The sequence below is a fragment of the Streptomyces sp. NPDC040718 genome, from assembly GCF_055593565.1.
In genome coordinates this window covers 1-23,535 of the sequence record NZ_JBVIXO010000027.1, presented here as the reverse complement: position 1 = coordinate 23,535, position 23,535 = coordinate 1, and the positions used below count along the sequence as shown (strand labels likewise).

The following is a 23,535-nucleotide window of genomic DNA, read 5'->3' as shown; positions in this document are numbered from 1 at the left end:
GATGAGACCGCTGAGCTGCTCGGGGCGCGGGCAGCAAACCTCCCATGCGGGGAGGGCTTCAGCTGCATGACCCGTACGGCGCCGTTCCCGCCCTGCCCGGAGGGAGCCTGCGGACGTTGCCGACAGCTGCGGTTTGTTCCCGTAGACGCTCGATCTCCAGGTGCTGGGCGGCAATCTGAGAGAGGGCACGTCGCTTGAAGTCCTTGAGCGTCTCCAACTCGGCATCACGCTGATCCAGCCGGGACTTGAGTGTGGTGTTGGCCTCTTTGAGCCTTTCGATCTGCGCAGCCCGGGGATCAGGGACCGAGCCGGCGTCGCGCAGGGCGGACAGGCGTCGTTCGAACTCCTGGGCCAGGTGCTGATACGGCCCTGGCCGGGTGGTGCCGTCGCGGTTCTTCTTGGCGTAGAAGGCTGTGCGGGGCACACCGGCCTCGCTCGCAAGCGTCCGCAGATCGCATTTGCCCCCGGGCGGCAGGTCGCCACGCAGTAGCCGGTCCATCGCGGCTCGGATCGCCTCCTCGTTGCGGGCTCGGGTGTCCTCGCTGATACGTCCCATGTCACGCTGCCGGTCTGGTTGCGGCGTCGATCTCGGCCAACACCCGTAGGTCGCGATCGAGTTCCCTCTGCAGGCGTGCCTTCTCGTCCTTCTGTCCACGCCCGATCTTGCCGATGAACACCTTCTTGTTCTCCGCGCTGGAGGCCCACACCGGCCTGTGTGCGCGATGATGGGTGGCCTGTGGGCAGCGGGCCGAGTCGCACATGCCGACCAGCGGCTTGTCCGCTTTCGGTGTGCCGGCCAGAAGCAGGCACAGCGCTCTGGAGGGATCGGCGAACCAGCAGTAGTTCGCGATTCCCAGGTGCAGGGTCTTCGCCCGGCGGGCCAGGAGTTGGATCACCTCCTCGTCCCCGGGACGGGTACCGGGTGACGATGTCTGCATCGCGAGGATCTCCTCATCGACGGATTTGAAATGGTCAACCAGATCGCGGGCACCAGGCCCGGCAGGACGGATCCCGTTCTGGTAGTCGCGAAACGCCGCCAGGGTAAGGTTCTTGTTGCGGGCCTGCTCCTCCGCGCTGACCTCCGCCATGAACTTGGCCTGGGAGCCGCCAGGGCTGGCGGCGTAGCCCTCGGTCGTGACGATCGAGACATGCTTGAGGTGGATCTTGGCGGCCAGCAGGCCGCCGGGCCGGTGCGCGAGTGCCACGGCCAGGGTACGGCGAGTGATGCGCATATTGATCTTGTCCTCGGGAATCGGCTCCAGGCCCAGGCGCTGTCCCTCGGGGCCGTTGACCCACCGGCGCAGCTTGGCGCAGCGGTTGGCCATCGTGGTGCGGCCGAAGACGTGCTTGGTGGGCCGACGGGGATCCACCAGTTGCACGGCGAGGGCGACCGCGTCGTAGGCGGGGGCCACGGTGACCCATTCCTCCCACACCCCGCCCAGTTTCTCCTGGCCCTTGATCAGCTTGGTCCGCAGGCGGTAGCGCATGCGTCCGGCGCCGAGGTCCTGCGGGGGGACGCACGCGTCGAGCGGCATCGCCGCCAACTCGCTGTTGCGTACGCCGGTGAGCAGGGCGACGACGACCTGGCAGGCGGTGCGGATCCGCTCCACCATGTGGCCCGCTTCTTCGGCGGTGGCGAAGCCTTCGGTCCACGGAACTGTTCCGGTGCCGTCGGCGCGGTCCACCTGGGCGGCGTTCCACGCCCATCTCGGCCGCAGTCCCACCGCCGCTAAGGTCTGTTCCAGCAGGGGACGCAGCGGGGGCAGGTACTGGTAGGCGAAGGACGTTATCCCCGCCTCCCGGGCGATGGAGAGCACGTTCACCGCGAGCAGGGGGTCCTCGGCGGACCAGCCCTCGTCGGTCCGCGAGCTGACCTCCCTGGCGCCGACCGGCTCCAGGGGGACGCCCTGGTCGAGGTGGGTACGTATGGCCGCTTCCAGGCGCTCCAGTTGAGTGCCCTCGCTCTTCCAGGGCGCCCCGTCGTCGTACTGCCGCACGGTGCGGATCAGTTCGAGCATGTGGGGACCGAGCGTCTGTACGATGTACAGGGCGGCGGCCAGCCAGGGCCGCAGTGCCTCGTCACGCAGCGGCTGGGCGATGTTCTCTCCGGCCCGCTTGCAGCCCGCGATTTCGTAGGGGCTTCGGCCGGCCCACGGGACGAACCCTTCGGCGAAGCGGTCCGTGGTGAACAGTTCGCTGTAGAAGGCAGGTTCCTGTACGACCTGGGCCGCGGCCATGCGTGTGCTCTGGCCGGACGGGCGCAACGGGCCTTTGTGCGTGCCCCGGGTATGCCGACGGGACTCGTAGAAGCCCTGGCAGTGCTCCTGTGTCACGTGTTCCAGTGACGTGACGCCGCGCTCGGTGAGCCAGTTGAGCCACCGCCTCAGCTCGTCCAAACGGTTTCCGCAGGTCTTGAGGTGGAGCGGGATACGGAACGCGCTGGGCAGGCGCCGCACTGCCTCGTGCCCCGGGGCCATGCGCGCGAACATGTACTCCTGGGCAAGGGTCCGCCACTTCGGGCTGTGGATGCCGGTGAAGTCCACTCGGGCCTGGGCCGGCTGCAGGTGGGCGGGCAAGTCCTCCAGATCGGCGAAGTCCCAGATCAGCTGGCCGACCAGCGGCCGGATCCCGCCCGGACGAACCGCCAGGCCCACGACCTGGCAGATGTCGACGTCCGCCAGCGGACTGGCGTGATGGTGGCCCTGGGACAGGACAGTGGTTGTGATGCGGCTCATCATCGCGTCGCCTCTTCCGGCCGCAGGGGCAACTCGTCGTCGGTATCGGTCACTTGAGCGGCAGCCTCCAGCAGCGTCGCGGAGGGGAAGTGGACATCGGGGGCGAGAATCTCGGCTACCCGCTGGTCGTACGGGCCGAAATTCCGCATGAACTCCTCGGCAGTCCTCTGGTCCCACTGGCGGGCAAAGAACGCGCGCAGGCGCATCAGGTTCGGCAGGTGCCGCGGAGTGAACAGTGCCAGCGGGCAGAGCAGGCAAACCCATGGACGGGCGGGACACGGCTTGCCCTTGGGCCCGTGCAGTCCCGACAGGTGGTCGCCGCAGGCAGCGCTGAAGACATCGCGTTCCCCGCGGACGAGCTCGGCGAGCGCCGTGTCGTCCAGTCCGAGAGCGGCGACCTGCTCGGGGTAATCCCGCACCAGGGTTGCGGCGTCCTCGGTGGCAATCACCATCGGCGTCTCGGCCTTGCGCAGCATGTCGTTCTGCGCCTCGATGATGATCTCCTCGACCAGAGCCTGCTGCTCGGGCGTGCCGGCGCCGAGGTAGTGGTCGGCTTCGACCTGCGGGCTGCGGTTGGGATCCAGCGTCGCACGTCGGCTGCCCGCCCAGGCGCGGCGGTCCCGCATCGAGTCATAGGTCGTCCGGATCCGGTGCAGATGCAGTTGCAGCGGTCCGCCGCCGTCGGCCAGGAGCCCTTGCGAAAGGACCCACTTCTGGCTGGTCTCGTTGGTGGTCGCCGTGGTCACCCAGTGGTGCACGCCGCGGGGTACGTAGCGCACCCACAAGGCGTCGCGCATGTGCGCCGGAGCGAACCTCCGGGTTACAGAGGAGTGGTCCAGCCACTGCTCCAGCAGCCGGCTGGCCCGCTTCGTCAGAGTCCGGCTCTCCTCGGCCGTGCGGCCCTTGATGTAAGAGAGCAGGACGGTCGACTCGCCGGCCCAGTCCACATCACCCAGCCCGAGGTCGTCCAAGCCGTCGGGCACGATGCCGGTGTAGATGCCCAACAACAGTCGGTAGGCCAGCACGGTGGAAGCATCGGGGAACAGCATCGCCGAGACGGCGACCTTGCGGTACGGGAACTGCTTCTCCGGCAGGCCGGAGAAGTGGCCCGGCGACCAGTCGGCATATGGCGTCGCCTCCACCGGTCCGAACTGCGCATAGGCCCAGTACACGTTGGCCTCGCTCCATCCGCCCTTGAGCGGATCCTGTCCGTCTTCAGCGGCTCTCCTTGCTCTGCCATAGGCGGAGTACGAATCCGTGACGACCGTCTCGCATGCCTTGGCGAGTCGGGCCCACTCGCTCTCGGTGTACGGAGCGAGCGTGTTCTCGGACTGGCGCTGGATCTGGAAATGGCGGCCGTCCACCATTGCCCGAACATCCGCTTTCAGCAGTCCGTGGAGATCGTCGGCGCGGGCGAGCATCCGTCGGCTGAGGGACTCCAGTGCGGCACGGTGGGCACCTCGCAGCCAGTGTTGGGCCAGGTGAGCACGTGTCAACTCGGCCGCGCCGCCGGTAAATCCCTGGTCGGCCAGACCGTTGGTCAGTGCGCGGATCGCCGCGGTGTAGTCGTTGAGTGTGCGCTTCGCGTCGATGTCGCCGTGCGGGTGTACGAGATCGGCGAGCCCCAGCAGCATGTCCTGAGCGAGGGCAGGGTTCCGTGTGGCGTAGGTCTTGCCGCCCGCCGTGACGTTCACCATCATCGACACGCTCGTCCCGTCGCTGAACACGGCCGCGATGCCCAGTGGGTCCTCGAGTACGGTGGCAGGCATCAGATGTCCTCGCTGTCGTCGTCTGCGTCGTCGAACTCCGCTTCGGCCTCGCGGACGGCCGACGCTGGCAAGAGCCCGGTGGCCTCGCCGACCCGCTGGTGCAGTTCGGCGAAGATTCGGGTCGTATCCAGGCGATTGAGATAAACTTCCGTGGTCAGGACACTGGAGTGGCCAAGAAGGTCGCGCAGGACCAGCAGCGGCTCGGTGGTCTTGAGGTACAACGCCAGTCCCGCGTCCTCATCGCTGTCCTTGACCAGGCGTGCGGCCCGTTCGTAGTAGCCGCGTACCAGCTTGGCCATGGTCTGCATGGCGAAGGTGTGGCGCCCGCGGTGGGGGGTGACATGGGGGAATCGCGGTTCGTAGCGTTCACGGATCCGGTCCGACGCGCGCTCGAACACGGTGTTCCAGTCGGTGAACGGGCGCCCCGGGCCGCACACGGAGAGCAGCATCGACCCGCCTCCGGGCGCGACGAGGCGGCGACGTTCGGGCGGGCCCAGCGTTTCCCAGGTCGTCCAGGTGCCGTTGACCCTGCCGCCCAGGGCCGTCACCTCGGTCACGACGAGCGGTTCGCCCCAGCGCCGCGGCGGCATCCAGGTTGATCCCTGAACTGCTGCGGCCCGCTCAAACTCCAGGTAGTTGTGCAGCTCAGCCAGCGCGTCGTAGTTGATCCATGCGTTTCGGAACTTGCTGCCCTTGGTGATGCCCTCTGGCAGCGGGACGAGCACTGGCACCTCGCTGCGACGGCTGGGCAACTTCGGTACCTCGCAGGCCAGAAGGTAGGAGAATTCTTGCTTGCGCGGCCCGGAGGAGAAGACAAACCGGCCAACCGCCGCGTTGCGGGCCATCTCGCGGCCGCGGTAGCCGCGTTCCACCGATCCATCGGGCTGCAGCCGGGCCAGGCCCTTGTGGAACAGGTCGGCGAACTCGTCTTCCAGGTACTTGATGGTCACGTGGGGCTTCGGCTGGCGGCGCCTGGCGGAGTTCCGGCGGACCTCCCGCCGCTGCCCGGAGAAGACGGCCGTGGCCTGCCGGTAGGTGAACGGCAGGGAGGTGGTGTAGCCGTTCTCGATCGCCCAGGCGTAGAAGATGCTGAGCATGGTCATGTGCTGGTTCCAGGTGGTGACCCTGAACCTCTGTCTGCCGCTGATGGGGCCTTGCGAGCGGTAGACCGCGTAGGCGCTCAGCAGCGCCTTGAGCCGCTCTCGACTGTCGAAGAGGCCGACCCCGTGTTCTTCTCCGAACTCCGACCACTGGCGTACGGCGCCGACATACGATGTCCAGGAGTTCGCCGCGGGGCATCCGTTAGTCGGAAGCTCGCAGGCCCACCGGTTCACGATCGCTGAAGTACGCAAGCCGTGCTCGTCTTCAAACCGAAGGTCGTCATTGAAGACGAGCACCATCCCCTCAGGAATAACCGGCTTGAACTCCAAGCCCCAACTTTCCCAGCCCTCTGATGAGTAGAACGCCTGTTCCATGCCGGGGATGCTAGCCAAAGAGACACCCCCGGCTCCCTCACAGCTGCTGGCCAGCGGGAGGCTCGGCCATCAAAGAGACACTGCACTTATGTCGAAACAAGACCGGCGAGCTCGCCCGCCTCCTGGCCACGGCCGGGTACATGGTCGACGCGGTGGACTGGGCCGAGTCCGCCATCGAGCGGGCCGCCGCCGCACCGTCCGACGGAATCGCCTACCACCGGCTCGACATCACCAGCGGGGACATCACCGCCCTCGCCCCGTCCGCCGGGCCCGGATACCGGGCCATCACCATGCGCAGGGCCCTGGCCCACCTGCCCGACCGCACCCGCACGGTCACCGAACTGGCCGCCCTGCTCGACGAGGACGGCACCCTGTGCGTGATCACCCCGCACGCCGACCGGCACCGGCAGGAGCTGCGCGGAATCTGCCTGGACGACGCCGAGATCGACCTCCTCACCGCCGGCTGGCAGCACACCGACCGCATCGAGGCCGGCGACACCACCATCCTGCTGCTCAGCAGGCCCAAGACCGACCCGGTCGCCTACAGCGAGAAGCGAACCCCGAAGCCGACCGCGATGGCCGGTGTCGCGGTCGTCGTCACCAACGACCGCGGGCAGGTCCTCCTCGGCTGGAACCACGCCCGCGCCATGTGGGAACTCCCCGCCGGGAAGGTAGAGCCGGGCGAGGCGTTCGAGGCCACCGCCGTACGCGAACTCGCCGAAGAGGCAGGCCTGAACGCCCGGCCGCAGGACGTGCTCCTGCTGGGCACGCTGTGTGACGCCACCCACGGCTTCACCCGCATCACCGAGATCGCCCGCATCACGGACCACACCGGCCGGCCCGCGGCACGGGAACCCGAGCTGGTCAGCCGCTGGGAATGGCACAGCCCCTCCGCCCTGGGTCATCTGCCGCAGCCGCTGTTCACGGCCTCCGCCCAGGCCCTGAACGTCGCATGGCCGGGCCTGCTGCCCGAGGTCCCGCCCGCACACCACACCCCCAGGCCCGTCGGCCACGTACCGCCGGCCTCGGGCGAGCCGGCTGCGGCGGTCCGGCTCCGCGAGCAGTCGGTCCGGAACCTGCCGTCCGCCCTTCCGGCTCCTTCTCAGGGAGACCGACGCCGATGAGCAGCACCACCCCCACCGACCACCCCCACCGCCGAGGGCCGGCTCGGCGACACGTCGCACTGGCCCCCGTGCCCCTGCCCAGCCTGCTCGGCGTCTTCGCCCACCCCGACGACGAGTCCCTCGTAGCCGGCGGAGTCCTCGCCCAGCACGCCGACTCCGGAGCCCGGACGGCCGTCGTCACCACCACCTGGGCGCCCGACAGCCACCGCGCCGCCGAACTCGCCGCCGCCACGGCCGCCCTCGGCGCCGGCGAACCCCGCATGCTGGGGTACGCCGACCACCGCATCCCCCACTCCGCCCCCGGCCGCCCGCGCCTGTGCGACGCACCACTCGACGAAGTGATCGAGGCCCTCGTGCGGCACATCAGGCAGTTCCGGCCCGACCTCGTGGTCACCCACGACGCCTACGGACAGCTCACCGGCCACCCCGACCACCGCCACACCCACCGCGCCACCACCCTGGCTTTCAGCGCCGCCGGGTTGGAACACCTCTACCCCGAGGCCGGGCAGCCCTGGCAGCCCGCGGCCCTGTACGCGGCCACCCACCCCCACTCCGCCCTCGGCTACCTGGGCCCCGTACTCACAGGCGTGGACAAGTCGCTCCTGAGCGTGCCCGACGAAATGATCACGGCGACGGTCGACGTGCGGCCGTGGCTCGCCACGAAGTGGGCCGCGATCCTCTCCCACCGCAGCGAAGTCGCCAAGGAACGCCCCCTTCCCGCCCTCCTGTCCCGCCTCCCGGACACGATCCGGAACAAGATCATCGGCACGGAGCACTTCTACCGGCTCCACTCCGAGAGTGCAGTCAGGGGGCTCACCCAGCTCGCGCCATAGGGCGAACTCCGCAAGGCCATCCCGGCAGGAGTCATCCACCGCGACCGGCGATGGGGGCACAGCCCTTTCCCCTAGCCTGGGTACCGGTTGCCTACCCGGCCACATCGACCAGGAAGAGAGCATGGTGACGACCGTCCTCATCGCCGGAGGGGCCGGCTACACCGGTAGCACCGTCGCCTCTGCCTGGAGGCAGGCATCACCCCCGTGATCCTCGACGACCTCAGCCGAGGGCGGAGGGAGTTCACCAAGGGATTCCGGTGCGCGACGCACTGCTGACGGACTGACCGTCCCGCGCCGCCTTCACCCCTCCTGCACGTTCGGGGTGGGGTGGAGGCCGGCTTCGAGGGCGAGGAGGCGGCCCGGGACCGGACGCGCGCGGCTCGCCCGCATCAGGGGCGCAGCCAGATCGGATTGTCCGGGCCTCTGGCCGGGCTCGTCCGTACCGCGGAGACGGGGCGCCGCTTGCTCCGTGTGGGCCACGGCGGGCCGTCCCATGGCTATCGGAGGCCCCGACGGGGCACCTGTGGGGCCGTGACAGAACGAAGGAACCACCGGTACGCGGTCGCCGTAGCCCGCCAGGACGGCCGCCGGCAGTGCACCCGACTGGACCGCACCGCGCTCACGGGCCTGGCCGAGGCGGTCGCCGCGGTACGCGGCGCGGGGACCTCGGACGCGTCGTTCGGGTTCTTCAACGCGGACGAGGCGTTCTTCCTGATCCTGCGCGTCACGCCGGCCGGAACGGCCCTGCTGCTGTCCGACGCACGGGCGGCGCACCGGCACACGCTCGCCGCGCAGGCACTGGACGCCCTGGGCTCCGCCCCGCCCGACGAGGACGCGCGGGGCGGGCTCCCGGTCGGGGACCTGGGCATCGTCTCCGACCTGGGGCTCACCGCCGACGGAATGACCGCCGTGCTGGCGGGGCCGGACAGCCTGCCGGACGACCAGCTGCGGGTGATCGCGGAGCGGTGCGGGTTCGCCGCCGAGTTCGACCGCGTGAAGGCATGAGCGGTGGTGCCGGGCGACCGCGGCCACGACCACGACCACGACAAGTACCGCCGCCTCGTCCGGGACCTCGGCGTGAAGCCGCTGATCGCCCGCCGGGGCACCGAGCACGGCTCGGGCCCGGGCACACGCAACGCTGGGTCGTGGAGCGAGCATTCGCCCACCTGCACTGGTTCCGCCGCCTGCGGATCCGCTGGGAGATCCGCGACGACATCCACGAAGCCTTCCTCCCCCTCGGATGCGCACTGATCTGCCGGCGACGCCTGCACTGCCGATGGAAGTTCGAAACAGGCCCGGCCGACGTTTGCGGCCCGGTGGCCGACCTCAGGCCGGCTTGCGCCACACGGAGACGTGCTTCGCGGAGTCCTGGGTGAACGGAGACCCGTCCCAGTCCGCAACGCGACGTTCCAGCTCGAGCCCGGCGATCCGCGCCATGAGGTCGAGCTCCGCCGGCCAGGCGTACCGGTGCCGGGAGTTTTCGCGGCGGTAGCGGCCGTCGTCGCCGTCGCGGGTGAGGTGGTGCGAGACGAGCATCTGCTCGACCAGGTCGAAGGTGTCGAAGCCGAGATGCTGCTGAGAGACGTCGAACGGCACCGCGACCTGGCCGGGAGGCAGGAGCCGCAGCGGCGGCACACCCAGCTCGATGACGAACCGGCCGCCGGGCTCCAGATGCCGTGCGGCGTTGCGGAAGCACTCGACCTGCTCGTCCTGCGTGAGCAGGTTCGTGATGGTGTTGTAGACGAGATAGACCAGGGTGAACCCGCCGGGAACGACCGTGGTGGCCATGTCCCCGATGACCACCGGCAGGGTGCCCTCGTCGATCTTGCGCCGCAGCACCGCTGCCATGTGCTCGGACAGTTCGACGCCCACCACCGGCACGCCCCGTTCTCGGAGCGGGACGCCCACCCGTCCGGTTCCGATGGCGAACTCCAGCGCCCGGCCGTCTCCGGCGAGCTCGGCGAGGAAGGCGAGGGTCGGTCCGAGAACGGCGGCCGAGGACGCCTCGGCCTCCTCGGCGTCGTAGCGGTCGGCGGTCGCGCGGGTCCACAGTTCACTGCTCGTCACGGGTAGCCACTGTGCCGCGTGCCGCGGCGCGCTGTCGACGCATTTGAGTTCTCCGCGGCTCAGCGTGCACCGCCCGCAACTCGTCGTCGCCTCGCCAGGGCTTCGGCCGTACCGCCCCGCACCCCGGAGTGGAGAAACGGGGCCGAGCGGCCCTGGACAAGCCTGTGCAGGCAGCCGCCGCTGTCGCGCAGCTCAGCGTTCGCAGACCGAGGAACCGACCGTTGGCTGAACGTCAGGCTCAGAGGCTGTCCCACAGCTTGCGCCAGAAGTTGTCGCGGACGTCGCGCAGCCAGTGGTCGGCGGAGCAGGTCAGCCTGGCCGCGCCCGGGAAGGGCTGGGGGACCGGCCGGCCGCACCACTGGCACGGGCGGACGCGGCGGGCCTCCGGGAAGCGGGACCAGGACCAGGACCTGAACCGGTCCCAACGTCCTCGCTCCTGCTCGGGGTTCGATGTGGGCATGACCCCAGTGAACCCGTGCCCCCGGCCCGGCGTCACGGTCGGAATACTCACAGCGCCCCGTACCCGCTACTCATTTCGGGATCCGCACCTGGGGCCGTTGATCCGCGCGACGAGATCCGGCGCCAGGACGCGGCCGGATCCTTTTCGTCCTCTTGACGATATGACGGCAGCCCTCTTATCGTCGCCTTGACGAGATAGAGGGGGTTCCCATGGCCGACATCACCCGGCGCCTCGGCTGGCGCCATCTGCGATCCGCACCCACCGCTCACATCCGCCACCACAAGCGCGGCCGGCTGGTCCACGACGGACGGGGGCTCAGCTTCTGGTACCGGTCGCTGTCGGCGGCGCTTTCCGAAGTACCGGTCGACGACCGGGAGCTGGCCATGGCCTTCCACGCCCGCACGGCCGACTTCCAGGACGTCACGGTGCAGGCCACCGTCACCTACCGGATCAGCGACCCGGCCTCAGCCGCGGACCGGCTCGACTTCTCCGTCGACCCGGACACCGGCAGCTGGCGCGGCGCGCCCCTGGAGCAGATCGCCACCCTCCTCACCGAGACCGCGCAGCAGCACACACTGGACGTACTGGCCCGGACCCCGCTGGCCGCCACCCTGGCGGACGGCGTCGCGGCCGTGCGGCAGCGGGTCGCCGACGGTCTCGCCGCCGAGCCCCGGCTCCCGGCCACCGGCATCGACGTGGTGGCCGTACGGGTCGTGGCGATCCGCCCCGAGGCCGAGGTGGAGCGCGCCCTGCGCACCCCGGCCCGCGAGCAGATCCAGCAGGAGGCGGACCGGGCCACGTACGAACGGCGGGCCGTCGCCGTCGAGCGCGAGCGGGCCATCGCCGAGAACGAGCTGGCCAGTCAGATCGAACTGGCCCGGCGCGAGGAGCAGCTGGTCGACCAGCGCGGCACCAACGCCCGGCGCGAGGCGGAGGAGAAGGCGGCGGCGGACGCCGTACGGACCGAGGCCGAGGCGGCCCGCAAGGTCCGGCTGGCCCGCGCGGACGCCGAGGCGGCCCGCGAGACGGGCGCGGCGCGCGCCGAAGCCCAGGCAGCCTGGCTGCGGGTGCACGGCGAGGCCGGCCCCGGCACGCTGCACGCCCTGGCGGCGACCCGGCTGGCGGAGAACCTGCCGCGGATCGACAGCATCACCCTCTCCCCCGACGTCCTCACCGGACTCCTCGCCCGGCTGGGACGTCCGGACGGCGGGGCGGACGAGTGAGCCTGGCCCCGCGTGCGGTGCTCGTGCACCGCACGACCGAGTACGAGGAGCTGCTCGCGCGGCACGGGACGCACGGGCAGGCCGCGTTCTTCCTCTCCAGCCGGGGCCGCTCGATCGACGAGGTGGCCCGCCGCCACGACCGCGCGCAGCGGGCGCTGCGGGAAGTGGCGGCGGCGGTGCCGCTCACCTGGCGCACCACCCGGGTCGAGCGGGCGGACCTGGACCGCTTCCTGTTCGGCCCGGAGGACGTGGTGGTCGTGGTGGGGCAGGACGGGCTGGTCGCCAACACCGCGAAGTACCTCCTCGGGCAACCGGTGGTGGGCATCGACACCGACCCGGGGCGCAACCCGGGGATCCTGGTCCGGCACCGCAGCGCCGACGCCGCCGCCCTGCTGGGCGCCGCGGTTGCCGCCGGGGGCCGGGCGGAGGAGCTGACCATGGTCGAGGCCGTCGCCGACGACACCCAGCGCCTTCTCGCCCTGAACGAGATCTACCTGGGCCCGCCGGGCCACCAGACCGCCCGCTACCGTCTGGGCCCCGACGGCGAGGAGGGCCCGGGCGAGGCCCAGGCGTCCTCCGGTGTGCTGGTGGGCACCGGCACGGGAGCGACCGGCTGGCTGCGCTCCCTGTGGCTGGAGCGCGGCAGCACGGCGGCGCTGCCGGCACCGTGCGACCGGCGGCTCCTGTGGTTCGTACGCGAGGCCTGGCCGTCGCCCGCGACCGGAACGACGAGGGTCACCGGCGAGCTGGGGCACGGGCAGGGGCTGCGGCTGACGGTGGAGTCGGACCGGATCGTCGTGTTCGGCGACGGGATGGAGGCCGACGCCCTGGAACTCACCTGGGGCCAGAGCGTACGGCTGGGCATCGCGGCGACGTCGCTGCGCCTGGTGACGTGAGCGGCCTCCCGCCGGTCAGGTCAGGTTTCAGGTCAGGTCAGGTTTCAGGTCGATGCGACGATGTCGATCCGGACCCCGCTGGGATCGGTGACGACCAGGTGTTTCCGGTCCGGGTCTCCCGCCGCCCCCAGCGCTGCGAGCCGCGCCCACTCCTGCGGACGGTCCTCCACGGTGAGGGTGAGCCGTACGGCGCGCACCGGCCGGCGGAGGGCTTCGGGCAGGTCCGGATGCGCGTGGTCGAGCAGGGCGAGCTCGTGGCGCGGCGAACCGGGCCGGCTCAGGCCGGCGTGCCACGGGGTCACGTGGGTGGCGGTGAAGCCGAACAGTCTGTTGTAGAAGCTGCGGGATTCCTCCGGCCGAGAGGTGCAGATCACGGGACAGAAGCTGCTCAGCATGGAACGCCATCTCCGTTCGCGTACCAACAGTGTGCGAACCGAAGCTAGTGACGCGCCGTTCGGCATGTCAACACGGCCCCTCCCCCTCAACTCGGCCGCTGTGCACAGGACATGGCGGCAGCCGGACCAACGCCACGCAGGGATCGCCCGCCGGGGCCGGCGAGCAGGACCGGGCGTGACGCACGGGCGGGCGCGTCGTTGTGATGAAACGACCGCATACCCGCCCCAGAACGGTGCCGCGATGACCTCCTCCGCCCTGACCGGCTTCTATCCCGTGCTCTGTACCGAGCGGCTCGGCGAGTCCGTGGCGTTCTACACCTCGCTGTTCGGATTCGAGACGACCTATACCAGCGACTGGTACGTCAGCCTGCGGCGGCCCGAGCCGCCGCACTACGAGCTCGCCCTGGTCTCCGCGGGGCACGAGACCGTGCCGGAGGCCTTCCGCCGGCCGGCGCGGGGGCTGCTCCTCAACTTCGAGGTGGCCGACGTGGACGCCGAGTACGCGCGCCTCGTGACCGGGGCCGGACTGCGACCGGAACTCCCGCTGCGCAGCGAGGCGTTCGGCCAGAGGCACTTCATCGTGGCCGCCCCAGACGGCGTCCTGATCGACGTCATCACGCCCATCGCCCCGACGGCCGCCTACGCCGCCGGCTACCAGGACGGTTCCGGGGCCGGGGGCTGACGGGTGCGGCCCGCGTCGTGGGACGCGGGCCGCACCGGCCTCCGGCCTGCCCCGGCAGGGTCGGTGAGGCGCGTCACGCCTCCACGTTGACGGCGGGGACGGCGCCGTCGGCCGGACCGTCGGAAGCGACGGGGTCCCCGTCCGTTCCGGTGGCCGGCGACTTGATGACGACCGCCACCAGCACGGCGGAGGCGAGCGCCACGAGCGCCCCGATGCCGCCGATGAGGTTCAGGCCGTCGGCGAAGGCTTCCCGGGCAGAGGCCAGCAGGGTGGTCGCCGCGTCCCCCGAGAGGCCCCGCGCCGCCTCGACCGCTCCGGCGAGCGTGTCACCGGCGGCCTCCGGCGCACCCGCGGGGACGTCCACCCCACCGCGGTACACGGCGGTCCCGAGGCTGCCGAGCAGGGCCACGCCCAGTGCCATGCCGAGTTCGGTGCTCGTCTCGGAGAGGGCCGCGGCCGAGCCGGCCTGCTCGGGCCGGGCCGATCCGACGACGATGTCCGTGCCCAGGGCGATCAGCGGACCGCCTCCGGCGTAGACGAGGGCGAAGCCGGTCACCACCTGGGCGATGCCCGAGGAGCTGTCGGCGGTGCTCAGCACCAGGTGACCGACGCCGGACAGGGCCAGGCCGGCGGCGACGACGTACGCGGGACGGTACCTGGCCGCCGCCATCGGGGACACCACCGCCGTCACGATCAGCGCGAACGCCGCGGGCAGCAGGTACAGGCCGGCCTTCAGGGGGGACAGTCCGCCGACGAGCTGGAGGAACTGCGTCACCGTCAGGTAGGTGCCGCCGGCCACGAGCATGCTGAGCAGCAGTGTCACCAGTGCGGTGCGGAACGTCCGGCTGCGGAAGAGGCCGAGGTCCAGCAGCGGGCTCTCCAGCGTGCGCTGCCGGCGGACGAACACCGTGCCGAGGAACAGCCCCACGACGAGCGCCCCGAGCGGGACCGGGCCGAGGCCGTCGTTGGCGATCTCCTTCAGCCCGTAGATCACCGGAAGGGTCGCGGCGAGCGACAGCAGCACGCTGGCCAGGTCGAGCCGGCCGGCCTCCTCGTCGCGGTACTCCGGCAGCAGGGCGGGGCCCGCCACCAGGAGCAGCGCCATGATGGGCACGCCGAGCAGGAAGACCGAACCCCACCAGAAGTATTCGAGCATGGCGCCTCCGACCACCGGGCCGAGGGCGATGCCCACCGAGAACATGGTGACCCAGACGGCGATCGCCACGCCGCGCTGCCGCGCGTCGCCGAACATGTTGATGATCAGGGCGAGGGTCGAGGGCATCAGCGTGGCTCCGGCGATGCCCATCGCCGCCCGCGCCGCGATCAGCGTGGCCGGGTCGTCGGCGAAGACGGCGGCCAGGGAGGCGAGGCCGAACGCGGCCGCGCCGATGAGGAGCAGCTTGCGGCGGCCGATGCGGTCGCCGAGCGTCCCCATGGTCACCAGGAAGCCGGCGATCAGGAAGCCGTAGATGTCGATGATCCACAGCATCTGCGAGGCGGAGGGGTTCAGGCCCTGGCTGATGTGCGGTACCGCCAGGTGCAGCACGCTCACATCGATGGACAGCAGCAGGGTGGGCAGCGCCAGTACGGCCAGGCCCAACCACTCCCGGGGTCCGGCCTGTAAGGGGGTTTCAGCGTGGGTGCTCACGGTAGTTCCTTTCGGGGTGGTGCTCATCGGTGCCCGACACGGTCGTAGGGCGGGGGTGCGGGGGCGAGCGTCCTCGACCGGGGGTCGTCGAGGCCGGGCACGAGGTGCGCGGCGACCGTCGCCGCGTTGGCGGGTGTGTAGAGGTAGAAGTGGCCGCCGGTGAAGGTCCGCCGGCCGAAACCGCCCGAGGTCTCCAGCGACCACAGGTGCATCCGGTCGTCGATGACCACCGGATCGTCGACCGCGCTGAGCGCCAGGATGGGGACGCGGGTGCCGGACAGGGGCCGCCGGTAGGTTTCCATCGCCTCCAGGTCGGCACGGATCGCGCGGAGTGACGGCCGCATCAGATCGGCACGCTCCATCAGCCCCGGGGACATCCCGCCGATGTCCGTCAGGTGCCCCATCAGCTCGGTGTCGTCGCGGAGGTGCGCGAACGGGGGCTCACTGGGGAAGCACGGGGGCTGGCGGGCCGAGACGGCCAGCAGGGCGGGGGGCAGTCCCTTCTGCTCCATGGCGCGGGTGAGTTCGTAGCCGAGCACGCTGCCGAAGCTGTGCCCGATGACCGCGTACGGCAGCGGCTCCAGCTCCGCGAGGTCCCGTGCGAGGGCCTCCACCAGCGGCTCGACGCGGGTCAGCGGCTGCTCGTTGATCCGGGCGCCCCGGCCGGGCAGCTGGGCGATCACGCACTCGACGTCCTCGGCCAGCACCTGCCACCAGGAGCGGAACGCGGAGGGCCACCCGCCGGCGTGCGGGAGCGCCACGACCCGGAACCGGGGGCGGGCCGGGCCCGGCACCCTGCCGGTGCCGGCCACGCGCCGGGCACCGCTGCCCACCGTCATCCACCAGCCGCCCATCACGGCCCCCCGTTGGAGGACGCGGCCGAAGGCACGGGCGCGGCCCCCGGCACGGCCCCGGCCGGGGAGCCCGCCAGCAGGGGGTGGTGCTCCTCAAGGTGGGTGATCACCCGGTCCTGGTGCCGCTGGAGGCGCTGGCCCGGAAGGTGCTCCAGGGAGTGCAGGAACGGGTCCTGCGGGGCCGGCAGGCCGGCGATCGCCGCCGCCGTGCCCAGGACCAGCATCGGCTGGTACCACGCCGAATAGCCGCCTTCGTGGGCGAAGACGATCCTGCCCCCGGTCAGTTCGTCCGCGAGCCGGCACATCGCCGAGGTCATGCTGTGGAAGGTGCGGCTGGTGCACAGCATCCGGCCCATGGGGTCGTGGCCGCTCGCGTCGACCCCCGCCGCCACCAGGATCAGGTCGGGGCGGAACGCGCGGGCGGCCGGCTCCACGATCCGGTCCATCACGGCGAGGTAGGCGCCCTCGCCCGAGCCGGCGGGCAGCGGCACGTTGAGCGTGCTGCCCGCTCCCCCGCCCGCACCGGTCTCCATCACGAGACCGGACGCGGCCGGGAACAGCCCGTCCTGGTGCACCGATACGTACAGCACGTCGGGGTCCTCGTAGAACGTCCGCTGGATGCCGTTCCCGTGGTGGACGTCCCAGTCCAGGATCAGCACCCGGCGCGCCCCGCGGCGCTGCGCGGCGCGGGCGGCCACCGCCAGGTTGTTGTACAGGCACAGGGCCATCGCCCTGTCCGGCTCGGCGTGGTGGCCGGGCGGCCGCACCAGGCAGTACGCCCGGTCGAAGCGGCCCTCCACGACGCCCGTGGCCGCCTGCACGCAGGCCCCGACGGCGAGCCGTGCGGCCTGCGCACTGTGGTAGTTGACGTACGCGTAGACGCCCGCGTCACCCGCGCCGGCGGCCGAGGCCGCCTCGACCCGCTCGATGTGTTCGGGTACGTGCACGAGCAGCAGGTCCTCGTCGGAGGCCGGCGCCGGGGTGACGCCGGTGAACCGGTCCATCACGCCGGACGCCTTCACCAGGCCTTCGGCACGCCGGAGGTCGGGGTCGACCGCGAACTGGCGCAGCGGCTCGACGCCCGGTCCGACCGGCACGTACCCCGATCCGGGACCGGGGTCGTGCCAGAAGCAGATCTCGTGGCTGTACCACGCGAGACGGGAGGCGCTCATCAGCCGGACACGCCCAGGGAGGCGCGGCTGAGCCCGGCGACCTTCTCGATGTACTGGAGGTAGTACTCGCGCTCCTCGTCCGCCGTGCGCTTGGTGCGCAGGGTGGTCTCCAGCAGGCCGAGCACCTCTCCGGCCTCGGTGGTGGTGAGCCGCCGGTCGCCGACCTCCTTCTCGAAGGTGCGGATCCGCGCGGTGGGCTCCACCACGCCGGACGCGAACTCGCTGAGGTCGGTGCCGTGGTTGCGGGTCGAGGCGATGGTCTTCAGAACCGCTCCGAAGAACGCCGTGGTGTCTATGTCGGTCATCCCGGTACCCCCTTCGTCGCCGTGCGCGCGGTCGGCGCACGGTGGTGTCCGTCCGGTTCGGTTGCTCAGTGGATGAGGCCGCAGGCGCGGCCGGCCTTCTCCAGCGTCACGACGGCCGCGTCCAGGTCGGCGTCCGAGTGGCTGAGGTTGACGATGGTCCGCAGCCGGGGCAGCGTGCGCGGCACGGCCGGGTAGACGATCGGCTGGACGAAGAGGCCGTCGAGCTGGCACAGCCTGGCCATCGCCCCCGCCTGGTCGGCGGTCCTGCAGATGATCGGCACCACCGGTGTCTCGCCGGCCAGGGTGTCGAAGCCGAGGGCGCGCAGCTGCTCGCGGTAGCGGGTGGTCCTGGCGCGCAGTTCCCGGGTGAGGGACGGAGCGGCCGCCATCACTTCGAGCGCGGCCTTCGCCGCCGCCACCTGGGCCGGGGGCGCCGCGGCCGAGAACATCCAGCCCCGGGCGTTGTTCTTCAGCGCGAAGACGAGGTCCCGGGACCCGGCGACGTAGCCGCCCGCGCTCGGCACCGTCTTGGAGAGGGTGCCCATCTTGACGTCGACCCGTGCCGGGTCGATGCCGAAGTGCTCGGTGATGCCGCGGCCGGTGTCGCCGAGCACGCCCAGGCTGTGCGCCTCGTCGACCATCAGCGGGGCGTCGTAGCGCTCGCAGAGTTCCACGATGCCGGGCAGGTCGGCCACGTCGCCGTCCATGCTGAACACGGCGTCGGTGACGACCAGGCGGCCCGCGTCGCCCGCCTTGCGCAGGGCGCGTTCCAGGTCGGCGAGGTCGTTGTGGGCGTAGGTGATGACCGAGGCGCCGGACAGCCGGTACCCGTCCAGGATGCTGGCGTGGTTGTAGACGTCGCCGATGACGAAGTCCCCGGGGCCCACGAGGGCGCCGACGGTCGCCACGTTCGCCATGTAGCCGCTGGAGAAGACGATGGCGTCCTCGGTGCCCAGGAAGCGGGCCAGGGCCAGTTCCAGCTCGCGGTGCAGGTGCAGGGTGCCCGCCAGCAGCCGCACGCCGTGCGCGCCGGTGCCGTGCCGCTCGACGGCGCGCAGGACCTGGTCGTCGATGTAGTCGTGGCCGATGAGTCCGAGGTAGCTGTAGGAGGCGAAGTTCAGGAACCACCGGCCGTCGAACTTGATCCGGGGGCCCGTCGCCTCCTCGATGACGGGCTCGTAGAAGTACTCGTCCTTGGCGACGATCAGGCGGTCCTCCGCCGACAGGGCGTCGATGCGGCGGTCGAGGAACCTGCCGTGGGGGGCGTCGGCCAGCCGGCCGGGCAGGGTCCGCCGCGGTATCCGGTCCGCCGCCGGCGCGGGCACGGACGCGGGTGCCGCGGCCGGCGCCGGGGCGGGCGGGGCCTGCGGCACGTCCCTGAAGCGGTCCCAGTCGGGGACGAAGGAGTCGGCGGGGACCCGGCCCGCGGCGGCCGGCGGGCGGTCCGCCGGCACGGCCGGCCGCGGCGGCGGCACGGGGAGCGTCGCGGCCGCCGGAGCCGCCGAGGGCACCTCACGGACCGGTGCGGGGACGGGCCCCCGCACCGCTGCGGTGACCGGGGCCGGGGCGGCTGCCGGTACGGTCCGGGACGTCGGGGCGGGAACGCTGCGCGGGAGCGATTCGAGGTGGGTGAGCAGCCCGCCGACGTTGGTGTGCTCGAAGAACACCATCGGGTCGATGTCGAGCCCGTCGGGGGTCAGTTCCGCGGCCAGCTCGACGGCCATCATCGAGTCCAGGCCCAGCTCCAGCAGATCGTCCTCGGCGGCCACGCCGTCGACGAGCAGGACCTTGCCGATCGCCCGGGTGAGCGACGGCCACAGTCCGGTTTCGGACGTGGGAGCAGTCATGGGTACATCCCTCGCTTTCGCGGCGGCGGACAGAACGTAGTGGGCGGGTGGCCGGCCCAGGGCCGTACGGAGCAGGTCGATGCCGTCGTCGGCGGTGAGGGCCGGGATGCCGTGCGCGGCGGCCTTCGGGGCGATGGACTCGCCCATGCCGACGGTCCACAGGCCCCAGCCGAGGCTGTACCAGGGCCGGCCCTCGGCACGTTGGCGGGCGGCGTAGCCGTCCAGGTAGGCGTTGGCCGCGGCGTAGGCGCTCTGGCCGAGGTTCGCCCGTACCGCCGCGACCGAGGAGAACAGGGCGACGAACGCGGGCCTCTCGTAGCCGGAGACCAGGTCGGCGAGCGCGTGCGCTCCGCCGATCTTGGGCCCGAGTACGGCGTCCACCTGCTCCGGGGTCAGGCCGCGCGCCAGTCCGTCGCGCAGCACGCCGGCGCTGTGGAACACCCCGTCGTAGCGTGCGTCGGCGGGCAGTGCCTCGCGCAGGGTGCGGACGTCCGCCGCCACGACGGCCAGGTCGCAGCGTTCCGCGAGCCGGTCGAGGCGTTCCCGGGCCCCTCCCCGGTCCGGCACGGTGCGTCCGGCCAGGGTCAGGTGGGCGCAGCCCTCCTCCGCGAGGAACTCCGCGACGCGCAGTCCGATGCCGCCCATGCCGCCGGTCACCAGGAAGCGGCCGCCCCGGTAGCGCTCCGGGCCGGTGGCGCCCTCGGGCGCATGGGGCCGCAAGGAGGGTTCGTACCAGGTGTCGCCGCGCCGGGCGAGTTCGGGCCGGTCCCCGCCGAGCGCCGTCCACACGGCCGCGGCGTCATCGCCGTCCGGGCCGGTCCGCTCGCCGGTGCCGAGGTCGAGGAGGCGGACTCCGCTGCGGGGGTGCTCGACCCGCAGCGTGCGGCCGAGGCCCCACAGGGCGGTCATGAAGGGGTCGACGAGGTCCTGCGCCGTCACCTGATGGGCGCCGGCGGTGACGATCAGCAGGGCGGGCATCGGCCGGCGGGCCGCGAGTCGGCGCACCAGCGCGAACACCTCCCGCAGGGCCCGTGTCACCTCGGCCCCGCCTGTGAGCGCGCGCGGTGCCACGTAGACCACGTCCCGGACGTCGGCGCCGGCCGGCAGGGCGTCCTCGTCCTCTGCCGAGAGCTGCGCCGGGGTCAGGTGCAGGAGGCGCCGGCCCTCCGGGCCGCGGAGGGCATGTGCGGACACGACCAGCACGGGCCCCCCGGCCGCCTGCGGCGGCGCGGAAGCGGGGTCGCCGGTCTCCCGCCAGACGAGGGTCTCGATCGACGGAACCGAGGCCGCTACCGCCGGCGGCGCCGGCCTCGGCTCCGCCGCCCCGGCGGGCGCGGCGGCCGCGGTGGGGGTGGTGGGCCCCGCGGTGGGGGTGGTGGGCCCCGCGGTGGCCGCCGACGCCCCGGGGGTCGCCGGCGTCCCGATGCCCCCCGGCACCGGGGATCCGGCGGCCTTGAGGGTGATGCGGTCCAGTTCCAGCAGCACCTCCCCCTGCTGGTTGCAGACCATGGCCCTTCCCCGTACGGCACCGCCCCGGCTCCCGGCGTCGACCGGCTCCTCCCGCTCGACCAGGGCGATCACCGTGCCGGAGATCCGCCGGCGGGCCACCAGCCTGCCGATGTACCAGGGCAGGCACGCCCCGGCCGCACCGCCGTCGAGCATGCCGAGCGCCTGGAAGACGCTGTCGAGCAACGGCGGCGGCACGAAGGGGGACGCCGACGCCGTGTCGGGACCGTCGGCGGCCCGGAGCATCAGCAGCATGCGGTCCGGGCCGCGGTGCGCCGACCGGATCACCCGGTAGGCCGGCCCGTACGCGATCCCGCTCGCCTCGCGCCACGCCGCCACGGCCGACAGCGGCACCTGCTCCGTGCAGCCGGCCCGCAGCGCCGCCACGTCGACGTAGCGGGGCGGCCGGAGCGGGCTGCCGGCCGCCCGGGCGGTGCTGTGCTCGACCGGCCCGCCGTCGTCCTCCGGGAGCACGGAACGGAGCGCGCACCGGCCGTCCTCGCCCGTACGGACCTCGATCTCGGCACCGGCCCCGGCGATGAGCAGGGGCGCCCGGAAGGCGACCTGCGCCAGCGTCCACTGGCAGTCGGGGCGTCCGGCGTCACAGGCCGACAGCATGGCGTCGATCTGCGCGGCGGCGGGGACGACCGGGACACCGCCGATCCGGTGGTCGGAGACGAGCGGATCGGCGGCGCGCAGGAACGACCCGGGGCCGCTCATGTGCGCAGGCCGAATCGTTCGGTGGCCTGGACGAGGCCGTTCACCTGGATGTCGATGCTGTGCTCGCCCGGGTAGTAGCGGCGGGTCTGCACTTCCCTGATGGCGTGCGCCTTCTCCAGGGACCGCTTCTCGCCGGCGCCGAGTTCGAGGGTGGTCAGCTTGAAGACCTTCGGAATGGTGCGTCCGTTCTTGCGCACGTGGTGCACCACGTAGTCGACGGCGATGCTGTGCGGCCGGTCGTCGGTGTTCTCGATGTCGAAGCTGATCAGGAGGGTGTCGCCGATGGTCACCGACCCGGGGGTGATCCGCAGCCGGGGCACCCTGACGTGCTCGCCTCCCGTCGCGCCGAGCAGGGCCAGGGCCTGCTGGTCGCCCTGCTTCACGAGGGTGCGCAGCCCGTGCTTGACGACCCATTGGGTCTCGGGGGTCGGGCTCTCCTCCAACCAGCGCAGCGCGGTCCCGAGCGCGACGTCGGGGTGGTCCTTGGAGATGTCGTTGAGGTTGTTGGCGACGGACTTGCGCACGTACTCGGAGGAGTCGCTGCGCAGCGGTTCGAGGATCTCCAGGACCGGCATCGGGTCCTTGACGAACACGGTCAGGGTCCGGGCCCAGGGCAGCCGGGAGCGGACGCCCTCGGTCGCCAGGCGGCGCACGTTGTGGCTCGGGCTCAGGGCCCATTGGGCGACGCGCTGCATCGTCGGTCCGTAGTGCTGTTCGAGGTAGGGGCGGATCGCGTACTCGCCGGTGTGCCGCTTGGTGATCGCCTCGATGGCGTCGAGCGACTCCTCGGGGTGGTCCAGCCCGTACTCCTCGACGAAGCGGGCGACCGGCATGAGGTACCAGCTGGTGTTGAACATGCCTTCGCCTTCGGCGAGTTCGTCGCCGAGGACGGACAGGAGGATCGGCAGGGCCGCGCAGTAGTCCGCGGGCAGGCGGGTGCGCAGCCCCTCGGCCAGGACGAGGACTCGGTCCTTCAGCTCCTTGCCGGGAATGCGCGCCTCGACCTCTGCCGCGTATCCCTCCACGTCGAACCCGGGGTGGACGGCGCGGATCCGGTCGCCGATCAGGCGGGCCGCCTCGCCGTTGAAGTGTCGCTTCAGTCCGTATTCACTAGCCATGGTTCAGCTGCCTCTTCGTCTCGTTCTCGTGGTCCGTCGTGGTGCTCGTGACGTGCGGGTCGGCGGATATCCAGAACCGCTGGCGTGTGAAGGGGTAGGTGGGGAGGGTGATCGTGCGCTGTCCCTTGCCGGTGTGCAGACCCGACCAGTCCAGATCGGCCGGACTCCCGTTCACGTACGCGGCCAGGGCCGCGTGCAGCTCGGCCTGGTCGACACGGTCGCGGCGCAGGGTGCTCAGCCACACCGGCTGCGCCTCACCCCACGAAGCCCGCGCGAGCGCAGTCAGCTGCGGATGGGAACCGATCTCCCACACCGCACCCGCACCCAGGGTGCCGAGCGTCTGCACCGCCTCGCCGAACCGCACCGGCTCCCGGATCGCCCGGCCCCAATACGCCGGGTCCATGGCCGATTCGGGTGAATGCCAGCCGCCCGACACCGACGATGCGAACGCGGGCACCGGAGCCGACAACCGGGTGCCCGCCACCGCGTCCGTGAAGGGGGCGACGGCCCCCTCCATCAGCGCCGAGTGGAAGGCGTGGCTGACCACCAGCGGCGTGGTCCGCAGCCCCGAACCCTCACGGAAGGCGGCCACCGCGTCCGCCGGCCCCGACACCGTCACCGCCCGCGGGGCGTTGAAAGCCGCGACCTCCACCCCCGGATACGCGGCCAGGGCCGACACCACCGCATCCGCGTCCGCGTGGACCAC

General features: G+C 71.8%; 20 protein-coding genes and 1 pseudogene. 7 read left to right on the top strand and 14 right to left on the bottom strand.

Features of this window, described 5'->3' with window-relative positions:
- Positions 1–58: 58 nt before the first annotated feature.
- The 4 genes from ACZ597_RS34785 to ACZ597_RS34770 are packed head-to-tail and all read right to left on the bottom strand — an operon-like array spanning position 59 to position 5,979.
- Positions 59–556 carry a hypothetical protein gene (locus ACZ597_RS34785; RefSeq protein WP_471339252.1) on the bottom strand — a complete coding sequence of 166 codons (498 nt, stop codon included), beginning with the start codon at positions 554–556 and terminating at the stop codon, positions 59–61.
- A 1-nt stretch (position 557) separates the two neighbouring features.
- Positions 558–2,738 (bottom strand): site-specific integrase, encoded by a 2,181-nt coding sequence (locus tag ACZ597_RS34780; RefSeq protein ID WP_471339250.1) that lies wholly within the window; start codon positions 2,736–2,738, stop codon positions 558–560.
- Positions 2,735–4,504 (bottom strand): hypothetical protein, encoded by a 1,770-nt coding sequence (locus tag ACZ597_RS34775; RefSeq protein WP_471339248.1) that lies wholly within the window; start codon positions 4,502–4,504, stop codon positions 2,735–2,737. The genes ACZ597_RS34780 and ACZ597_RS34775 overlap by 4 nt, the downstream gene beginning before the upstream one ends.
- A complete protein-coding gene (locus tag ACZ597_RS34770) occupies positions 4,504–5,979 on the bottom strand; it encodes a site-specific integrase (protein ID WP_471339246.1) in 1,476 nt (491 codons plus the stop codon). Before ACZ597_RS34770 ends, ACZ597_RS34775 begins: the two co-directional genes overlap by 1 nt.
- A 68-nt stretch (positions 5,980–6,047) precedes the next feature.
- On the opposite strand from ACZ597_RS34770, the gene ACZ597_RS34765 reads away from it, so the two are divergent.
- The 4 genes and pseudogenes from ACZ597_RS34765 to ACZ597_RS34750 all read left to right on the top strand — a co-directional run.
- Positions 6,048–7,103: a bifunctional class I SAM-dependent methyltransferase/NUDIX hydrolase gene (locus tag ACZ597_RS34765; protein WP_471339282.1), complete on the top strand. Its 1,056-nt coding sequence runs from the start codon at positions 6,048–6,050 to the stop codon at positions 7,101–7,103.
- Complete coding sequence (locus tag ACZ597_RS34760) at positions 7,100–7,936, top strand: PIG-L deacetylase family protein (protein WP_471339244.1); 837 nt, start codon at positions 7,100–7,102, stop codon at positions 7,934–7,936. The genes ACZ597_RS34765 and ACZ597_RS34760 overlap by 4 nt, the downstream gene beginning before the upstream one ends.
- Before the next feature lie 531 nt (positions 7,937–8,467).
- Positions 8,468–8,941: a tRNA adenosine deaminase-associated protein gene (locus tag ACZ597_RS34755; protein ID WP_471339242.1), complete on the top strand. Its 474-nt coding sequence runs from the start codon at positions 8,468–8,470 to the stop codon at positions 8,939–8,941.
- Between the two features lie 3 nt (positions 8,942–8,944).
- Positions 8,945–9,192 (top strand): annotated as a pseudogene (locus ACZ597_RS34750) (IS5/IS1182 family transposase); the annotation flags it as partial.
- 70 nt (positions 9,193–9,262) lie between these two features.
- On the opposite strand, the gene ACZ597_RS34745 reads toward ACZ597_RS34750, so the two are convergent.
- Together ACZ597_RS34745 and ACZ597_RS34740 are read right to left on the bottom strand one after the other, a co-directional pair.
- On the bottom strand, positions 9,263–10,003 hold the full coding sequence (locus tag ACZ597_RS34745) for a class I SAM-dependent DNA methyltransferase (RefSeq protein WP_471339240.1): 741 nt from the start codon (positions 10,001–10,003) through the stop codon (positions 9,263–9,265).
- A gap of 238 nt (positions 10,004–10,241) precedes the next feature.
- Positions 10,242–10,463, bottom strand: a complete 222-nt coding sequence (locus ACZ597_RS34740; protein WP_471339238.1) for a hypothetical protein — start codon at positions 10,461–10,463, stop codon at positions 10,242–10,244.
- Between the two features lie 209 nt (positions 10,464–10,672).
- Between ACZ597_RS34740 and ACZ597_RS34735 the strand changes: the two genes are divergently transcribed.
- Positions 10,673–11,686 (top strand): SPFH domain-containing protein, encoded by a 1,014-nt coding sequence (locus ACZ597_RS34735; RefSeq protein WP_471339236.1) that lies wholly within the window; start codon positions 10,673–10,675, stop codon positions 11,684–11,686.
- The gene (locus tag ACZ597_RS34730) at positions 11,683–12,582 is read left to right on the top strand and encodes a hypothetical protein (protein ID WP_471339234.1); all 900 of its coding nucleotides are present in this window, start codon (positions 11,683–11,685) and stop codon (positions 12,580–12,582) included. Before ACZ597_RS34735 ends, ACZ597_RS34730 begins: the two co-directional genes overlap by 4 nt.
- A gap of 44 nt (positions 12,583–12,626) precedes the next feature.
- Here the strand turns inward: ACZ597_RS34730 and ACZ597_RS34725 are convergent, their stop codons facing one another.
- Positions 12,627–12,956: a VOC family protein gene (locus tag ACZ597_RS34725; protein ID WP_471339232.1), complete on the bottom strand. Its 330-nt coding sequence runs from the start codon at positions 12,954–12,956 to the stop codon at positions 12,627–12,629.
- 262 nt (positions 12,957–13,218) lie between these two features.
- Here ACZ597_RS34725 and ACZ597_RS34720 point away from each other — a divergent pair, with 262 nt between their 5' ends.
- Positions 13,219–13,659, top strand: a complete 441-nt coding sequence (locus ACZ597_RS34720) for a VOC family protein (RefSeq protein ID WP_471339230.1) — start codon at positions 13,219–13,221, stop codon at positions 13,657–13,659.
- Positions 13,660–13,732: 73 nt separating this feature from the next.
- Here ACZ597_RS34720 and ACZ597_RS34715 read toward each other — a convergent pair whose 3' ends face one another.
- From ACZ597_RS34715 to ACZ597_RS34685, 7 genes are all read right to left on the bottom strand, one after another.
- On the bottom strand, positions 13,733–15,334 hold the full coding sequence (locus ACZ597_RS34715; RefSeq protein ID WP_471339228.1) for an MFS transporter: 1,602 nt from the start codon (positions 15,332–15,334) through the stop codon (positions 13,733–13,735).
- Positions 15,331–16,161, bottom strand: a complete 831-nt coding sequence (locus ACZ597_RS34710) for a thioesterase II family protein (RefSeq protein WP_471339226.1) — start codon at positions 16,159–16,161, stop codon at positions 15,331–15,333. The genes ACZ597_RS34715 and ACZ597_RS34710 overlap by 4 nt, the downstream gene beginning before the upstream one ends.
- The gene (locus ACZ597_RS34705; RefSeq protein WP_471339224.1) at positions 16,161–17,333 is read right to left on the bottom strand and encodes an arginase family protein; all 1,173 of its coding nucleotides are present in this window, start codon (positions 17,331–17,333) and stop codon (positions 16,161–16,163) included. Before ACZ597_RS34705 ends, ACZ597_RS34710 begins: the two co-directional genes overlap by 1 nt.
- Entirely contained in the window at positions 17,333–17,638 is a 306-nt protein-coding gene (locus ACZ597_RS34700; RefSeq protein ID WP_471339222.1) for a hypothetical protein, read from the bottom strand. The genes ACZ597_RS34705 and ACZ597_RS34700 overlap by 1 nt, the downstream gene beginning before the upstream one ends.
- A gap of 65 nt (positions 17,639–17,703) precedes the next feature.
- On the bottom strand, positions 17,704–21,711 hold the full coding sequence (locus tag ACZ597_RS34695) for a bifunctional SDR family oxidoreductase/pyridoxal phosphate-dependent aminotransferase family protein (protein WP_471339220.1): 4,008 nt from the start codon (positions 21,709–21,711) through the stop codon (positions 17,704–17,706).
- Positions 21,708–22,829, bottom strand: a complete 1,122-nt coding sequence (locus ACZ597_RS34690) for a DNA alkylation repair protein (protein WP_471339218.1) — start codon at positions 22,827–22,829, stop codon at positions 21,708–21,710. Before ACZ597_RS34690 ends, ACZ597_RS34695 begins: the two co-directional genes overlap by 4 nt.
- On the bottom strand, positions 22,822–23,535 hold a 714-nt coding region (locus ACZ597_RS34685), incomplete at its 5' end, for an acyltransferase domain-containing protein (protein ID WP_471339216.1). The genes ACZ597_RS34685 and ACZ597_RS34690, both read right to left, overlap by 8 nt.

Coding starts and splice junctions, on each gene's coding strand:
- ACZ597_RS34785 (WP_471339252.1), bottom strand. CDS start 556: ATGGGACGTATCAGCGAGGACACCCGAGCCCGCAACGAGGAGGCGATC.
- ACZ597_RS34715 (WP_471339228.1), bottom strand. CDS start 15,334: ATGAGCACCACCCCGAAAGGAACTACCGTGAGCACCCACGCTGAAACC.
- ACZ597_RS34770 (WP_471339246.1), bottom strand. CDS start 5,979: ATGGAACAGGCGTTCTACTCATCAGAGGGCTGGGAAAGTTGGGGCTTG.
- ACZ597_RS34695 (WP_471339220.1), bottom strand. CDS start 21,711: ATGAGCGGCCCCGGGTCGTTCCTGCGCGCCGCCGATCCGCTCGTCTCC.
- ACZ597_RS34780 (WP_471339250.1), bottom strand. CDS start 2,738: ATGATGAGCCGCATCACAACCACTGTCCTGTCCCAGGGCCACCATCAC.
- ACZ597_RS34710 (WP_471339226.1), bottom strand. CDS start 16,161: ATGGGCGGCTGGTGGATGACGGTGGGCAGCGGTGCCCGGCGCGTGGCC.
- ACZ597_RS34705 (WP_471339224.1), bottom strand. CDS start 17,333: ATGAGCGCCTCCCGTCTCGCGTGGTACAGCCACGAGATCTGCTTCTGG.
- ACZ597_RS34720 (WP_471339230.1), top strand. CDS start 13,219: ATGACCTCCTCCGCCCTGACCGGCTTCTATCCCGTGCTCTGTACCGAG.
- ACZ597_RS34735 (WP_471339236.1), top strand. CDS start 10,673: ATGGCCGACATCACCCGGCGCCTCGGCTGGCGCCATCTGCGATCCGCA.
- ACZ597_RS34760 (WP_471339244.1), top strand. CDS start 7,100: ATGAGCAGCACCACCCCCACCGACCACCCCCACCGCCGAGGGCCGGCT.
- ACZ597_RS34700 (WP_471339222.1), bottom strand. CDS start 17,638: ATGACCGACATAGACACCACGGCGTTCTTCGGAGCGGTTCTGAAGACC.
- ACZ597_RS34740 (WP_471339238.1), bottom strand. CDS start 10,463: ATGCCCACATCGAACCCCGAGCAGGAGCGAGGACGTTGGGACCGGTTC.
- ACZ597_RS34690 (WP_471339218.1), bottom strand. CDS start 22,829: ATGGCTAGTGAATACGGACTGAAGCGACACTTCAACGGCGAGGCGGCC.
- ACZ597_RS34775 (WP_471339248.1), bottom strand. CDS start 4,504: ATGCCTGCCACCGTACTCGAGGACCCACTGGGCATCGCGGCCGTGTTC.